The sequence below is a fragment of the Nocardioidaceae bacterium SCSIO 66511 genome (genome assembly GCA_023100825.1).
Lineage (GTDB): Bacteria > Actinomycetota > Actinomycetes > Propionibacteriales > Nocardioidaceae > Solicola.
In genome coordinates this window covers 4,387,392-4,402,974 of the sequence record CP095846.1, presented here as the reverse complement: position 1 = coordinate 4,402,974, position 15,583 = coordinate 4,387,392, and the positions used below count along the sequence as shown (strand labels likewise).

Genomic DNA, 15,583 nt, shown 5'->3' with positions numbered 1-15,583 from the left:
CTGTGTGCCCGCGCACCCAGCGATGAAACAACCACAACTCAACGAAGCAAGCACAGTCATGATGGGGGACCGCATCATTCAAGCCGCCGGATTCTTCGCCGAACCTGCCGAGACCGACGCACCACCCGCCAAAGGGTGGCGCGCATATCGGTGGGTGATCACCCTGTGGGTGACCGTCGCGCTGTTCGGCGCGGTCATGATCGCTCGTTCCATCCAGGTGGGTGTGCCGATCCGAGACCCGGGCGGCGCGATGTTCTGGACCCGGATGGGTCTGTCGCTGCTCTGGTTCGTGATTCTGTGCCTGGTCGACGCCGTGATCCGGTCGGGTCGTCGGGGCATCTCCATCGGCAAGGTGGTCGCGACGCTGCGCCGGCGCTGGCCGACCGATCGACTCGCGCTCGCGATCAGCGGACTGCTCGCGTACCACCTCGTCTATCTCTTCTATCGCAACTTGAAGAGCTGGGTGGTCTTCCGCGGCTACCACGACGACGCGCTGAACGACTTCGAGAAAGACGTGTTCTTCGGGCACACGCCGGCGTCGCTGTTGCACGGGTTGTTCGGCGAGCACATCGGGTCGTACGTCATCGCGGGCATCTATGAGTCGTTCGCGTACATCGTGCCGATCTCGTTCGTTGCCGCACTGGTGTTCGCAGGCCGCATCCGTGACGGGTACGTGTTCTTGACCGCGGCGATCTGGGCGTGGATCCTCGGCACGCTTTCGTACTACCTGATCCCGTCGCTCGGTCCGTTCGCATCGGCGCCGGGCGACTTCGACGGACTCTCGCGTACGTTCATCAACTCCAAGCAGGAGACGCTCCTGGTCGACCGGCTGCATCTGCTGGAGGACCCGTCGGCGAGCGATGCGTTCGCGAGCATCGGTGCGTTCGCGAGCCTGCACGTCGGCTTCACCTGCATGATCGTGTTGATGTTGCGCTACTACGGTTTTCGGGTCGCAACTCTGGTCATGACCGGGTACCTCGCAGCGACGGTCGTCGCGACGCTCTACCTCGGCTACCACTTCGTCGTCGACGACATCGCGGGCATTGTGTTGGCGATATTGTCGGTGCTGTTCGCGCGCTGGACGATCTACCCGGGCGGTGGTCGTACGCTCGCGTCGGCCCGTGAGCGTGAAGACGTGAGCGGTGAGCACACAGGTACGCGCGTCTGAGAGGCTTGGGCGCATGACTGAGCCGAGCATCAAGGAGCCGCTCGTTCGCCTCGAGGTCGACTCCGAGGTCGCGACGATCACGCTCGACAGCCAGCAGAACCGCAACGCGCTGAGCCGCCAGCTCGTCACCGAGCTGATGCACCTGATCGGCGTTGCCGACGCCGACTCGGGCGTACGCGCGATCGTGGTCGCAGCGGCGGGTCCGGTGTTCTGCTCAGGCGCCGACATGTCCGAGGCGGCCGACGGTGGAATGGACGAGGGCGCTCGCGCTCTGGTGACGCTGCAGCGCCAGATCGCCACCGCGACCAAACCCGTGGTCGTACGCCTGCACGGGCCGGTACGCGCAGGTGGGCTCGGCATCGTCGGCGCGGCAGATGTCGTGGTCGCGGCCGACTCGGTCTCGTTCGCGTTCACCGAGGTACGCCTGGGGCTGGCGCCGGCGGTGATCTCTCTGACCACGCTGCCCCGGCTGACCGAGCGCGATGCCGCCCTGATGTACCTCACCGGGTGGACCTTCGACGCCGAGGAGGCACAGCGGATCGGTCTGGTCACCAAGGTCGTCCCCGACGACGAGCTCGACAAAGCGATCTCCTCGGTGCTGGCCGGGCTCCGGAAGGGCACACCGCAGGGGCTCCGTGAGACGAAGGCCCTGGTCAACCGCGCCCTCGTCGAGCGCATCGACGACCTCGGAGATGTGGTCGCTGCGCAGTCGTCGCGATTGTTCGCAAGCGATGAGGCACGCGAAGCGATGATCGCCTTCCTGAACCGAAAGAAGTCCACGTCGTAGTACCCGCTCCGCACGTCTCACGAGACGTGTGAGACGGCGTTCGGATGCGACGACCGATCGCATAGACTTGTTCGTTCCGCCCGGTGAAGGAGTTCGGTGGCAGAGAGCGAATCGGTGCGCCCCACAGCGTCGCAGCAGCAGGCCCAGGACGAGATTGCGCACGAGCAGGCGTACGTAGACGGTGTGTACGCGCGCCTCGACGAGGCGTCGAAGGTCGCGCGCTCGCTGGTTGCGGAAGGCCACGCACGCGCGAGCGTCGGTCACGAGGGCGCGCTCGTCGAGCGTGACGCGATGGTCTATCAGGCATCGAAACGGATTGCGGCGCTCGACGCGGCCCACGACGGGCTGGTGTTCGGCCGGCTCGACCTCGTCGACGGCGAGGAGCGCTACATCGGCCGCATCGGCGTACGCGACGCCGACCGCGAGGTGATGCTCGTCGACTGGCGCGCTCCCGCAGCGGCGCTGTTCTACAGGTCGACGGCGCAGGAGCCGTCCGGAGTCGTACGCCGACGCGTGTTGCGCTGCCACGGCGAGGTCGTCATCGGTGTCGAGGACGATCTGCTCGACGCCGACAACGCCCCCGACGACATGGTCGTCGTCGGCGAAGGCGCCCTGCTCGCCTCGCTGAGTCGAGCCCGTGACGCGACGATGCATTCGGTCGTCGCGACCATCCAGAAGGAGCAGGACGAAGCGATTCGTGCGCCGAGTCGCGGTGCGACGACGATCGGCGGAGGCCCGGGCACTGGCAAGACGGTCGTCGCTCTGCATCGCGCGGCGTACCTGCTCTATACCGACCGGAGGCGCTTCGAGTCCGGCGGCGTACTCGTCGTCGGCCCGTCGGGCATCTTCATGAACTACATCGACCGGGTGCTGCCGAGCCTCGGCGAGACGAGCGTGACCCTGCGCTCGCTCGGTGAGGTCGTCGACGGTGTCAAGGCTGTGCGGCACGATGCCGGTGACGTCGCTTCGGTCAAGGGATCTGCCCGGATGCAGCAGGTGCTCGCGCGCGCCGTGCGTGCAGACACGCCCGGCGCACCGCAGGACTTCCGCTACTTCTACCGCGACGACGTGGTGCGTCTCGAGCACCGCGACCTCAACGCGATCCGCCGGCAGTTGCTCGGCGGTGGCCAGCGTCGCAACCGCGCGTACCCCAAGGTGCGCGGGCACCTGATCGACACCCTGTGGCGTCAGGTCAGCGGTGAGCGGGCGCTCGAACGCGGCAAGGAGGAGTTCGTCGAGGAGCTGCAGTCGTCCGATGAGCTCGCGGAGTTCATCGACTCGTGGTGGCCCGTCCTCGACGCTGTCGAGGTATGGCGATGGCTGCGCGACCCCGAGCGTCTCGCCCGATTCGGCGACGGGCTGTTGGACGCTGACGAGCAGCGTTTGCTCCGTGCGTCCTGGACCGATCCCGATGACGCCGCCGTCGAAGACGTTCCGCTGATCGACGAGCTGCGCTACCTGCTCGGCGAGGCGCCCGCGGAGCAGGGCTCGGACGACGCCGACGTACCCAAGCAGCTGATGTCCTTCGAGCGTGCCGAGCGCGAGGAGGCCTCCCGGGTGCATACGACCCAGAGCATCGAAGACGACGGCTACGCGCACGTACTCGTCGACGAGGCACAGGACCTCTCGCCGATGCAATGGCGGATGCTCGGACGTCGAGGCAAGTACGCGAGCTGGACGATCGTCGGTGACGCCGCGCAGTCGTCGTGGCCGTTCCCCGACGAGGCGGCACAGGCACGCGCCGCGGCTCTCGACGGTAAGGCCGAGCACAACTTCCGGTTGTCGACCAACTACCGCAACTCGGCGGAGATCTATGAGTTCGCCGCTGATGTCGCGCGCGTTGCCGTCGATGACCCCGATCTTCCCGACGCGGTTCGGCGTACGGGCACGCCGCCGGAGCACCGCGTCGTCGACCCGTCGCAGCTGCTCGATTCCGTACGTACGGCCGTCGACGAGATTGCCGGGCAGGTCGAGGGCACCGTCGCAGTCGTCACGGCCTCGGCACGCCGCGACGAGCTCGCCGCATCGCTGTCCGAGTCCCTCGGCGCGTACTCCGGCCGAGTCAGCGTCCTCGACGGGTTGGACACGAAGGGTCTCGAGTTCGACGGAGTCGTTGTCGTCGAACCCGACCAGATCACCCTTGAGTCGGAGGCTGGCTGGCGTACCCTCTATGTCGTGTTGACCCGTGCAACGCAGTTGCTGACATCGGTCGGTACGACCGACGACTGGCTGGCGCGGATCTAGACCCGGCTTGTCCCCAGTGTCTCGAGGAGTAACCCCAGAGCAATGACCCGGCTGGCGAAGACGCGCCGTTTCCTCGGGTTGGCTCTCCCGCTTGTCGCGGTCTGGCTCGTCGTGACCGTCCCGACGGCGCTCTGGATGTTCGACCATGATCAGCGCACCGTCGTGATCGGCGCCCATACGACGACCGTCTCGCCGACCTTCGACCAGCACGCGACGCTCGACTTCGGGCCGATGTTGCCCAAACTGCGGATGCCGGTCGACGCGCCGTTCGACCTGGGCGTTTCGATCGACGTCGGTGACACCGACGTCGAAGACCTCGACGAGCTCATCGCCCGCGATGCGGTGATCGCGGCACAGCCCGAAGGTGAGATCGCGCGAGTACAGAACCATCTCGTCGGGATGGCGGTCGACAGCGCCTTGCGCGGCGCTGGAGTCGGCTTGCTCGTGACCCTGCTGATCGCGGTCGCGTGGCGGATCACCGGGCGAGAGCGCCGCCTGCTGGTGGTGCAACGTCTGCGACATCCGCGTCGGGTTGGCCGCAAGGAGCTCGCTGTCGGCGTCGCAACGATCGGCGTGTTCGCGACGGCGATCGTGCTGATCGCGGTGCCGACCGGCCCCGATCCGGAGTCGGCGGCCGAGAGCGGTTGGCGACGGTTGCCCGATGTGATTCCCGGGGTCGACGACACTCCCGAGCTGGAGCGCATCGAGCTGTCGACCGGCAGTGCAACCCGTGGCGGCGTCGCCCTGATCGAGGGTGCGCTCGATACGTACCGCACCTCGCAGAAGTTCTACGGCGACATGGCCGACCGGGTGCCGACGATCGCCGACGACATCCGGATGCCGGAGGAGGACCAGAAGCTCGCCGTGCTGGTGTCCGACCGGCACGACAACATCGGCATGGATCCCGTCATCGCCGCGATCGGGCGGGAAGCGCGTGCCGACTTGATCATCGACGCGGGCGACGACACCTCGACCGGCGGGTCTTGGGAGGCATTCAGCATCAACTCGATGGCCCGCGCGTACGAAGACTTCGAGGTCGTCGCGATCGCCGGCAACCACGACAAGGGGGGTTTCGTACGGGACGCGCTCGACGATGCCGGGTTCACGGTGCTCGACGGTGAGCCCACCGACGTCGAAGGCATCCGCTTCCTCGGAGCGAGCGATCCGCGTAGCTCGGGGCTGACCGCCGGCTACGGCGAGGACTCGGGCTCAATCGAGGAGCAGGGCGCCCGGCTCACCGACGTCGCCTGTGAGGACGAGGACGTCAGCACCGTCGTCGTACACAGCCCCACGACCGGCGAGCAGGTCGCACGGTCCGGATGTGTCGACTTGATCGTCTCCGGCCATCTGCATCGCCAGGTCGGGCCCGACACCGTCACCGGCGAGAACGGCGTGACGACCACCTACACCAACGGCACGACCGGCGGTGCCGCGTACGCCTTCGCCCTCGGCAGCAAGTTGCGCCGTCCGGCGCAGGCCACCCTGATCACCTACGACGAGGACGGCCGACCGGTCGGACTCCAGCCGGTCAATTTCGAGACCGGCGGGCAGATCAACGTCGCCGACTACGAAGAGATCGTCACCGACAAGTCGATCGAGAAGGACGCCGAGCAGGCGAAGAAGGACGCCGACGAGAATCGCGATGGATCCGGGGACGATACCGACGAATCCGGCGAATCCGATAAGTCCGACGAGGCCGAGGGGCAATGACCCAGATCCGTCGTGTGGCGTTCGCCATACGACGGGTAATCGACCTTCGTACGCACCGGCCGGGAATATCCGTGGTTCTGGGGGTGTTCTCTACTTTCGCCCGGAAAATACGTCCGGGACCGGTCACAAAACGTTTGGACCGCTGTCACCGGCCTCTGCGAGGATCATCAACGGCCGGTGTGGTGGCTATCCACGTCGGCGGCCGACGAACAATTCGTGCGGATATTCCGCTCTTGACCGTGGGGGGATCCACTCATGTCAGCTGTGTCTGACGCCGACGACAAACTCGACGGCGCAGTATTGAAGATCGCCGGAGTCGTCGTGCTCGGTGCGATCATGTCGATCCTTGACATCACCGTCGTCAGCGTCGCGCAGCCGACGTTCCAGGATGTCTTCGAGGCGAGCCCGGCGGATGTCGCGTGGTCGATGACGGGCTATACCCTGGCGCTGGCCACCGTCATCCCATTGACCGGATGGGCGGCCGACAGGTTCGGTACGAAGCGGCTCTATCTGCTCGCGCTGACGCTCTTCGTCGTCGGCTCGGTGCTCTGCGCGGTCTCGTGGGACATCGGCTCGCTGATCGGGTTCCGGGTCGTACAGGGCCTCGGCGGCGGCATGTTGATGCCGCTCGGCATGACGATCATGACCCGCGCGGCCGGTCCGCACCGCGTCGGCCGGGTCATGGCCGTCCTCGGTATCCCGATGCTGCTCGGGCCGATCGGCGGTCCGATCCTCGGCGGATGGCTGATCGACCAGGCCAGCTGGCACTGGATCTTCCTGATCAACCTGCCGATCGGTGTCCTGGCCTTCGTGTACGCGCTGCTCATCTTGCCGAAGGACGCGCCGGAGCCGTCGGAGTCGTTCGACTTCATCGGCATGCTGCTGCTGTCCCCGGGCCTCGCGCTGCTCCTGTTCGGTGTCTCCTCGATTCCGGAGAAGGGCACCGTCATGGACAACCGGGTGCTCATTCCGGCCATCGTCGGCGCGGCTCTGATCGCGGTGTTCGTCTGGCACGCGTTCCGCCCGGCACATCCGCTGATCGACCTGCGGTTGTTCAAGAACCGTCAGCTCAGCATCGCCGTGATCACGATGTTCCTGTTCGCGGTCGCGTTCTTCGGGGCGACTCTGTTCATCCCGTCGTACTTCCTGCAGGTGCGCGGTGAGAGCACGCTCGACGCCGGTCTGCTGATCGCACCGCAGGGCATCGGCGCGATGCTCACGATGCCGTTGGCCGGCCGCATGGTCGACACGATGGGTCCGGGCAAGATCGTGTTGTCCGGCCTGGTCGCGATCATCGCAGCAATGGCAGTCTTCACCCAGATCGAGGCCGACACCTCCTACTGGGTGCTGCTCGGTGCGCTGTTCGTGATGGGCCTCGGCATGGGCGCAACCATGATGCCGACGATGACGGCGGCGTTGCAGACACTGCGAGATCACACGATCGCGCGGGGCTCGACCCTGATGAACATCGTTCAGCAGATCGCCGCGTCGGTCGGCACGGCGATCATGTCGGTCGTCCTGACCAACCAGATCAAGGACTCCGACTTCGCGGGCGCCGCGACGCAGTCGTGGCAGAACCCAGAGATCCTCGAGCAGCTGTCGCCGCAGATGCTCGCAGCAGGGTTCCGCGATGCTGCGGAGGCATTCGGCTCCACCTACACGGTGGCTTTCGCGCTGATGGTGCTCACCCTGGTGCCGGCGGCGATGCTGCCGCGGCGCAAGTACGAGGGTCCGGTCGACGGCGAGCCGGAGGAGAAGATCGAAGCTCCGGCCGCCTGACGCCGCGCCGACAGCACCTCGCCGAGGGCCGTTCCCACATGCCGGGAGCGGCCCTCGGTCGTACGCGGGGTCGCACTACTATCGGGACTCGCGCGCCACTTCCCTCCAAACCCTTTGAACGGACGCCCATGAGCATCCTCGACGACCTGCTCGACCATCCCGCGTACGCGATCATCCGGCAGCGCGAGACCGATGTGGTCACGCTCGTCGCCGGTCCACGTGAGGATGTCGAGAGCCTTGCCGACATCCCCGTCGAGGACGGCGTACCCGAGTCGGGTCCGAGGTACGACCGGCTCGTCGTGGTTCCGTTCGCGCAGGCCCGCGAGCGCGGCTTCGATGCCCACCAGGACGGCACGCCGCTGTCGGTGATCGAATGTCGCCTGAACGCCGAGCTGCCGCTTGCAGAGCTGCTGGAGCTGCTGCCCGAAGCAGAGCTGGACTTCGCCGATCGCGGTGGATTCGAGACCGGCGATGACGAGTATGCCCGGATGGTCGGCGAGGTCATCCGCGACGAGATCGGCGACGGTGAGGGCGCGAACCTCGTCGTGGCGCGGCACTATCGCGCGCGCATTGCCGACTGGGGGCACCGGGCCGCATGGTCGGTACTCCGACGGTTGCTCCTGCGCGAGCACGGCGCGTACTGGACGTTCTGCATCTTCACCGGCGACCGTTTCCTGATCGGCGCCAGTCCCGAGCGGCATGTCAGCGTCGACGCGGGCCAGGTGCGGATGAACCCGATCAGCGGCACCTTCCGGCTGCGCGGCCTCGAAACCCATGCGGCACGCACGGACGCGATGATCTCCTTCCTGCGGGACGAGAAGGAGATCTACGAGCTGTTCATGGTGGTCGACGAAGAGCTGAAGATGATGTGCGACATCTGCCACGAGGGCGGCCTCGTACTCGGGCCGTACCTCAAGCAGATGTCGCACCTCGTACACACCGAGTACCTCCTCGCCGGGCGTACGCACCGAGACGTACGCGAGGTGCTGCGCGACACGATGTTCGCGGCGACCGTCACCGGAAGTCCGGTCGAGAACGCCTGCCGGCTGATCCGACGCTACGAGCCGCGCGGCCGCGGCTACTACGCATCGATCGCGGCGTTGATCGGACGCGATGCCGATGGCGCTCAGACCGCAGATGCGCCGATCCTGATCCGCACGGCCGACGTCGACCTCGACGGCAACCTCACGGTGTCCGCGGGGGCGACGCTCGTCCGCGACTCGGATGCCGAGTACGAGACGGCCGAGACGTGGGCGAAGGCTTCCGGCGTGCTGTCGGCGTTCGGCCTGGTCGAGGGCGCGAGCGTCAGCAGCGCCGACCTGAGCGCATTGACCTCAGAAGACGATGTGCTGATCGCACTCGGCGAGCGAAACCAGCGGTTGAGCCAGTTCTGGCTCTCGGACCAGGCGGGTACGGAACCCGTCGAGGCACTACGCGGCAAGCGAGTGGTCGTACTCGACGGTGAAGACGACTTCGTGAACATGCTCGGGCACGTCTTCGGCGTCTTGGGCATGACGACCGACTTCGTCCGGCACGACCGGTACGTCCCCGGTGCGCTCGACGGGTACGACCTTGTCGTGGTCGGACCCGGCCCGGGCGACCCACGCGCAGAATTCGACCCCAAGATCAGGGTCTTCGACGCCGCCGTACGTACCCTGCTCGATGCGCAGCGCCCGTTCCTCGCGGTCTGCCTCGGGCATCAGGTGCTCGCCAAGGCGATCGGGCTCGACCTCGCGTACAAGGACATCGTCTTCCAGGGCACGCAGTCGACTCTCAGCGTCGGCGGGCGAGAGCGGACCGTCGGGTTCTACAACACGTTCGTCGCGCGCGTACCCGACACCGGTCTCCCTACGGGGGTCACGGTTGAGACCGATCCCGAGACGGGTGACGTACACACGCTCGCCGGCCCGCACTATCGGGGCCTGCAGTTTCACGCCGAGTCGATCCTCACCCGAGACGGGTTCGCGATCGTGCGCGACGTCGTCACCGACCTGCTGAAATGAGGAAGAGGATCCCCTGAGCAGGGATCCTCTTCCTCAACTCATCGCACCGTCAGGGAGCCTGCCCGCTGTCGGAGCCCAGCTCGACGTCCGTCGTCTGCTCGTCACCGTCGCGGGTGTACGTGAGCTCGACGGTGTCGCCGGGAGCGTACCCGCGGATTGTCGCGACCAGCGACTGGGAGCCGGTGATGACATCGGAGTTCAGCTTGGTGATGACGTCACCTGACTTGAGTTCCGCGTCGTCGCCGGGGCTGCCCTTCTCGACGCTGCTGACCAACGCGCCGTTCGTGGTCATATCGTCCGAGCCGGTCGAGTCCTTGACGCTGATGCCGATCTGCGCGTGTTGGACGGTCTGACCGTCGATCACCTGGCTGGCGATGTTGCGGGCGAGGTCGATCGGGATGGCGAAGCCGAGGCCGATCGAGCCCGCCTCGGAGCCCGAGGAGTTGCTGCGGATGCTGGAGTTGATGCCGATGACGTTGCCGTTCATATCGACCAGCGGACCGCCCGAGTTGCCGGGGTTGATGGCAGCATCGGTCTGGATCGCCGGGTAGACGTTCGACGTCTGCCCGGAGCCGTCGCCGGCCGAGACGGGGCGGTTGAGCGCACTGACGATGCCGCTTGTCACCGTGCTCTCCAGGCCGAACGGCGAGCCGACCGCGACGACGTCCTGACCGACCTTCAGATCGGCGGACTTGCCGAGAGTTGCCGGCTCGAGGTCGGAGACGTCCTGCGCCTGGATCACCGCGATATCGGTCACCGGGTCGCGGCCGATGATCTCGGCCTTCGCGGTGGTGTTGTCGTCGAACGCGACCGTGATGGTGCCGTTCTCTGCGGCGGCCTCGACCACATGGTTGTTGGTGAGGATCTTGCCGTCCTTGCTGATGATGATGCCGGTGCCGCTGTCGGCCATGCCCGAGCCCGAGACATTGATCTGTACGACCGACGGGCGCACCTTCGCGGCAACCGATTCGATGGTGCCGCTCTTCAGCTTCTTGTCGGTCGACGACACCTGCTGCGACAGCGACGTACCGGATACGGCGGTATCCGTCGACCCTGACGAATTGTCGTCATTGAGCGCGTTGATCCCGGCCGCGCCCGCACCGCCGCCGACGAGACCGGCGACGAGTGCCGCGCCGACCAGCAGTCCGAGGCGTGGTCGCCGATTGCGCTCGGACTGGGGCGCCGCTTGGGGGCCAACAGACGGCTGACCGGATTCGGCGACGCCGGGGCCCGTCGGGAACCGATGCGTGAACTGCGTCGTCGGCTCCGGCCGGCCGTACGCGGGCTGGCTCGGCTGACCGGGCGGCATACCCGGCGGCGGACCGTACGCCTGCGAGGGTGTCGGTCGCGGCGTCGGCTCGGAGGCCGGCTGCTGCTCAGGGGGTCGCCCGTCGTTCATGTCTCCAGCGTTCCTATCTCCAGCGCTCATACGTCAAGGATGTGCCGCGTGGCTGAGATGTGCCTGAGATGCGATTGTGACATGTCTGAAGATCTGCGGAACTCCGTCCTACTTCCCAAGGGCGGTTGTCACTGTCCACGGGGAGTGTCCCTTGGGACAGTGACCATTTGCCTTGGGGCGTACGGCTGCGGGCTGCGGTTTGCCTTGGTACCAGGGCAAACCGCACCACGGTCGGCGCCGACGACGCGCGACGGGTACGAGTGAGAGGACTTGTGCCACGGTGGCCACGTACGTACCAACGGGCGCGGCAACCAGTCGCTTTGCACGGTGTTCCTGCCGTGCAAAGCGGTACTTCACCATGCTTACTTGGTGAAGCACCACCGGGCGCCGTCCGAACCGCCGGCCATGAGTGGCAGCCAGCGATCAGCTGTCGTCGGGCACCTGGCTCGGCGGCTTGCCGGGAATCGTGAGCGTCATCAGCGCGCCACCCGACGGGGCGCGACGTGCGGTGACTGCACCGCCGTGCCGGCCGGCCGCCTGCGCGACGATTGCCAGGCCGAGGCCGGACCCGGGCAGCATCCGCGCCTCGCGGGAACGGTAGAACCGCTCGAACACATGCGGGAGGTCCTCTTCGTTGATGCCGGGGCCGGTGTCGGCCACGGTGAGGACTCCGTCGCGCAGTCGTACGGTCACGGTGCCCAGCGGGGGGCTCCACTTCGCGGCATTGTCGAGCAGATTGGTCACGGCCCGCTCGAGCAACTGGCCGTCGCCGACGACCACCCAAGGCTCGCTTTCGACGTTGAACTCGATACCCGGCGCGCGCAGACGTACGCGCTGCACGCAGTTCATCAGGATCTCCGACAGGTCGATCGGCTCCGGCGCGCTCTTCGGCGACGTGTCGCGGGCGAGCTCGACGAGATCGCCGACGAGGGTGGTCAGCTCGCCGATCTGAGCGCGTACGTCGGCCATCAGCTCGCCGCGTGCGCGTGGCGCGAGTCCGCCCTTCGCTTCGGCCTGGCTGAGCAGCTCGATGTTCGTACGCAAACTGGTGAGCGGCGTACGGAGCTCGTGTCCGGCGTCTGCCACCAGCTGGCGTTGGCGTTGCTTGGACGCATCGAGAGACGTGAGCATCGAGTTGAAGGCGATGGTGAGCCGCGCGAGCTCGTCGTCGCCGGTCACCTCGATTGGCGTGAGCTGCTCGGTGCGGGCGACCCGCTCGGCCGCACGGGTGAGCCGGCGTACGGGGCGCAGAGAGTTGGTGGCGACCAGCCACCCCGCGATGCCGGCGACGATGACGCCCGCCGCTCCGACGACCCACAATGCGATCTCGAGCCGGTCGAGCGTACGCGCACTCGACTGCATCGACTGCGCGACGACGACGGAGGTGCCGTGTCCGGACTGTACGGCGACCACGCGGTACGGCCGGTCGTAGATCGTCACGGTGCGGATCGACTCGGCGTTGACGCCGTTGGCGACCGCTCGCTCCGGGTCGCCGAGGGCGGGGCCGAGGTCGTCCATCGCCCACGTGCCATCGGGTGTGATGAGTGCGATCAGGATGTCGGCGGCGGCCAACGCGCCCGGCACCTCGCCCGTGCGCATTTGCTCCGCGGCCTCCGGCGAGTCGGCGACGGCGTGCGCACGTTTGACCAGTGAGGTGTCCAGCGAGTGGTTGACCTCGGTGCGTACGGTCAGGAAGATCGTCACCCCGACGGCAGCGATCGTGAGACCGACGGCCACCGTTGTGAGCAGGGTGATCCGGGCCGCGAGCGAAACCCGGTCGGATACCTGCTCGCGCAGGCTGGGTACGAGGCCCGTCGAGCGGTCGGGTTGGGATGCCGCGGGGGCAGTGTCCGGTTCGCGTTCACCCATCTCGATCACGGTGGGCTCTCGCGGAGCACGTACCCGACTCCGCGTACGGTGTGCAGCAGCCGCGGCTCATCCTCGGACTCGAGCTTGCGGCGTACGTAGCCGACGTACACCTCCAGCGAGTTCGCCGATGTAGGGAAGTCGAATCCCCACACCTCCTCGAGGATGAACGACCGCTCGAGCACCCGGCGCGGTCGCTGCATGAACAGCTCCAGCAGCGCGAACTCTGTGCGGGTCAGCGAGACGGCGCGTTCGCCGCGCATGACCTCGCGGGTCGCGGTGTCGAGGGTGAGGTCGGCGAATGCGAGCTGGGTCGACTCCTCGTCGTCGTCGGCGGTACGCGACATGCGCCGCAGCAACGCGCGTACGCGGGCGAGTAGCTCTTCGAGTGCGAACGGTTTGGTGAGGTAGTCGTCGGCACCGGCATCGAGGCCGTCGACGCGGTCGTCGACCGCGTCGCGCGCCGTGAGTACGAGGATCGCGACGTCGTTGCCCGCATCGCGTAGGGCGCGGGTCGCCTCGAGCCCGTCGAGCCGCGGCATCATCACGTCCATGATGATCGCGTCCGGGTCGATCAAGGGGACTCGCGCGAGCGCCTCCGCGCCATCGGCGGCGACGTCGACCGCGTAACCGTTGAACTCCAGTGATCGCCTCAGCGAGTCGCGTACGGCCCGGTCGTCGTCGACGACGAGCACCTTCATCTCGTCCACGGTCTATTCCTGCCCGGCCGTACCGTCGAGCACGGATGCGGCCGCAGCGCCGGCGCGTGCTCCGTATCCGCCGCCGAACAGTGCCGCGTGCACGAGCAGTGGGTGCAGCTGATGCAGTGGGAGTCGAGCGCGCCAGTCGTCGGCGAGCGGCGCCTGCTCCTCGTAAGCCTCGAGGATGCGCTGCAGATGCGGTGCACCGAACAGCGAAAGCATCGCGATGTCGGTCTCCCGGTGACCGCCGTGTGCGGCGGGATCGATCAGGTGTACGGCGCCGTCGGTGCCCCAGACGATGTTGCCCGACCACAGGTCCCCGTGGATGCGGGCGGGCTCCTCGGCCGGGCCCGAGAACTCCGTGATGCGCTGCATCAGCGTCTCGATCGGTGCCGCGTCGTCGGTGGAGATGGCGTCGCGGTCGCGGGCGAGCTTGAGGTACGGGAGTACCCGGCGGGTGGCGTAGAACTCCGGCCAGGTGTCGGCGGGCTTGTTGGGCAGCGGGGCGAGCCCGATGTAGCCGTCGTCAGCTGCGCCGAAGGTGTCAGAACCCGCCGCATGCATTCGGGCCAACTCGTGGCCGAACTCGGCGGCCGCCTCGGGTGAGGGTTTGCCCGGCTCGACCCAGTCGATCAGCAGGCAGTCGTCGGCGACCCCGAGCACATCGGGTACGTGGGCGCTGTCTGCCTCGGCGAGCCACCGCAGCCCGGCGGCCTCACGGGCGAAGAAGTCGGGCGGGGTGTTGGGTCGGGTCTTGGCGATCGCGCTGCGCCCATCGGACAGGCGCAGGCGAGTGCTCGTGCAGATGTCGCCGCCGGCGACGGGAGTCGTCGAGATGACGCTGATGCCGAGCAGCCGCTCGGCCCGAGAAGCGATACCAGACATCCTTGCCATGCCTCGACGTTACCGGGTCGGGGCGGAACTGCGCTGATGTCGCCGACTCAGGCCGTGGTCTCGAGCCGGTCCGTGAGCGATTTCGCTGTGCGTTCGACCATCTCGAGCACCCGGTCGAAGCCGCTGCGTCCGCCGTACCACGGGTCGGGCACCTGGTCGTCGCCCTCGGATGCCTGCGGGTCGTACGCGCGAAACATCCGCACTCGCGCTGCGTCGTCGGCGGAGCGGGCGAGGGCGCGTACGTCCTGGTAGTTGGAGTGGTCCATGGTCAGGATCAGGTCGTACTCGTCGAACCAACCGGCGTCGAACTGTTGCGCCCGGTGGCGGCTCGGGTCGTGGCCGGCCGACTCGAGCGTCGCCGCGGCGCGGTCGTCCATGCCCTCACCCGAGTGCCAGCCGCCCGTGCCACTCGATGCGACGTGGACCCGGTCGCTCAGTCCCGCGTCGTCGAGCGCATCGGTGAGCACGACCTCGGCCATCGGCGAGCGGCAGATGTTGCCCAGGCAGACGACCGCGATGCGGTACGGGCCGTCGGGATCGTGTGGTGGTGGAAGTGCCGTCATGGGAAAGCGCTCAGTCGCCGACGTCGAAGACCGCGTGCAGGATCGCGTTGACGATCGAGATCACGATCGAGCCCCATACGGCTGCCCAGAACCCGTCGACGACGAACTGGGCGCCGACGGCGTCGGCGATGTTGGCGGTGAGCATCAGCAGCAGTGCGTTGATGACGATGAGCGCCAACCCGAGCGTGACGATGATGAACGGCAGCGAGAGCAGCTTGATGATCGGCGCGACGAACGTATCGATCAGAGCGAACACCGCGGCCACGATCGCGAGGGTGATGAGCTCGTCGTTGCGGTCGGTGCCGCCGATCTCGACGCTGTCGAACAGCCATGCCGCGACCGCGATCGCTCCAGCGCTGAAGATCCAGCTGGCGATGAGTCGAATCACGCGACCATACTTGCATCCCGTTCAATCATCCGCCCTGCGCCCTGCCGCGTGAGTACGGATTCCGGGTGATCCAGCAGGAGT

Annotated in this window: 12 protein-coding genes; 6 read left to right on the top strand and 6 right to left on the bottom strand. The window is 67.2% G+C overall.

The annotated features are described in order from the left end of the window. Positions 1-22: 22 nt before the first annotated feature. The 6 genes from MU582_20890 (at position 23) to MU582_20865 (ending at position 9,691) form a co-directional block, all read left to right on the top strand. Positions 23-1,168: a phosphatase PAP2 family protein gene (locus MU582_20890; protein UPK74861.1), complete on the top strand. Its 1,146-nt coding sequence runs from the start codon at positions 23-25 to the stop codon at positions 1,166-1,168. 13 nt (positions 1,169-1,181) lie between these two features. Beyond that, the gene (locus MU582_20885; GenBank protein ID UPK74860.1) at positions 1,182-1,955 is read left to right on the top strand and encodes an enoyl-CoA hydratase family protein; all 774 of its coding nucleotides are present in this window, start codon (positions 1,182-1,184) and stop codon (positions 1,953-1,955) included. A 96-nt stretch (positions 1,956-2,051) separates the two neighbouring features. Beyond that, positions 2,052-4,199: an AAA family ATPase gene (locus tag MU582_20880; GenBank protein UPK74859.1), complete on the top strand. Its 2,148-nt coding sequence runs from the start codon at positions 2,052-2,054 to the stop codon at positions 4,197-4,199. Positions 4,200-4,241: 42 nt separating this feature from the next. Beyond that, on the top strand, positions 4,242-5,909 hold the full coding sequence (locus MU582_20875; protein UPK74858.1) for a metallophosphoesterase: 1,668 nt from the start codon (positions 4,242-4,244) through the stop codon (positions 5,907-5,909). Between the two features lie 255 nt (positions 5,910-6,164). Beyond that, on the top strand, positions 6,165-7,688 hold the full coding sequence (locus MU582_20870) for a DHA2 family efflux MFS transporter permease subunit (protein ID UPK74857.1): 1,524 nt from the start codon (positions 6,165-6,167) through the stop codon (positions 7,686-7,688). A 128-nt stretch (positions 7,689-7,816) separates the two neighbouring features. Next, positions 7,817-9,691, top strand: a complete 1,875-nt coding sequence (locus MU582_20865) for an anthranilate synthase family protein (GenBank protein ID UPK74856.1) — start codon at positions 7,817-7,819, stop codon at positions 9,689-9,691. 49 nt (positions 9,692-9,740) lie between these two features. Here the strand turns inward: MU582_20865 and MU582_20860 are convergent, their stop codons facing one another. The 6 genes from MU582_20860 to MU582_20835 form a co-directional block, all read right to left on the bottom strand. Continuing rightward, positions 9,741-11,090 (bottom strand): trypsin-like peptidase domain-containing protein, encoded by a 1,350-nt coding sequence (locus tag MU582_20860; protein ID UPK74855.1) that lies wholly within the window; start codon positions 11,088-11,090, stop codon positions 9,741-9,743. Between the two features lie 423 nt (positions 11,091-11,513). Beyond that, entirely contained in the window at positions 11,514-12,959 is a 1,446-nt protein-coding gene (locus tag MU582_20855; protein UPK74854.1) for a HAMP domain-containing histidine kinase, read from the bottom strand. A gap of 5 nt (positions 12,960-12,964) precedes the next feature. Continuing rightward, positions 12,965-13,657, bottom strand: coding sequence for a response regulator transcription factor (locus tag MU582_20850; GenBank protein ID UPK77213.1), 693 nt, complete (start codon positions 13,655-13,657; stop codon positions 12,965-12,967). A gap of 12 nt (positions 13,658-13,669) precedes the next feature. After that, a complete protein-coding gene (locus tag MU582_20845; protein UPK74853.1) occupies positions 13,670-14,551 on the bottom strand; it encodes a fructosamine kinase family protein in 882 nt (293 codons plus the stop codon). Positions 14,552-14,598: 47 nt separating this feature from the next. Next, a complete protein-coding gene (locus tag MU582_20840; GenBank protein UPK74852.1) occupies positions 14,599-15,114 on the bottom strand; it encodes a low molecular weight phosphotyrosine protein phosphatase in 516 nt (171 codons plus the stop codon). 10 nt (positions 15,115-15,124) lie between these two features. After that, complete coding sequence (locus MU582_20835) at positions 15,125-15,502, bottom strand: phage holin family protein (GenBank protein ID UPK74851.1); 378 nt, start codon at positions 15,500-15,502, stop codon at positions 15,125-15,127. Positions 15,503-15,583 lie beyond the last annotated feature (81 nt).

Coding starts and splice junctions, on each gene's coding strand:
- MU582_20890 (UPK74861.1), top strand. CDS start 23: ATGAAACAACCACAACTCAACGAAGCAAGCACAGTCATGATGGGGGAC.
- MU582_20885 (UPK74860.1), top strand. CDS start 1,182: ATGACTGAGCCGAGCATCAAGGAGCCGCTCGTTCGCCTCGAGGTCGAC.
- MU582_20875 (UPK74858.1), top strand. CDS start 4,242: ATGACCCGGCTGGCGAAGACGCGCCGTTTCCTCGGGTTGGCTCTCCCG.
- MU582_20870 (UPK74857.1), top strand. CDS start 6,165: ATGTCAGCTGTGTCTGACGCCGACGACAAACTCGACGGCGCAGTATTG.
- MU582_20865 (UPK74856.1), top strand. CDS start 7,817: ATGAGCATCCTCGACGACCTGCTCGACCATCCCGCGTACGCGATCATC.
- MU582_20860 (UPK74855.1), bottom strand. CDS start 11,090: ATGAACGACGGGCGACCCCCTGAGCAGCAGCCGGCCTCCGAGCCGACG.
- MU582_20855 (UPK74854.1), bottom strand. CDS start 12,959: ATGGGTGAACGCGAACCGGACACTGCCCCCGCGGCATCCCAACCCGAC.
- MU582_20850 (UPK77213.1), bottom strand. CDS start 13,657: ATGAAGGTGCTCGTCGTCGACGACGACCGGGCCGTACGCGACTCGCTG.
- MU582_20845 (UPK74853.1), bottom strand. CDS start 14,551: ATGGCAAGGATGTCTGGTATCGCTTCTCGGGCCGAGCGGCTGCTCGGC.
- MU582_20840 (UPK74852.1), bottom strand. CDS start 15,114: ATGACGGCACTTCCACCACCACACGATCCCGACGGCCCGTACCGCATC.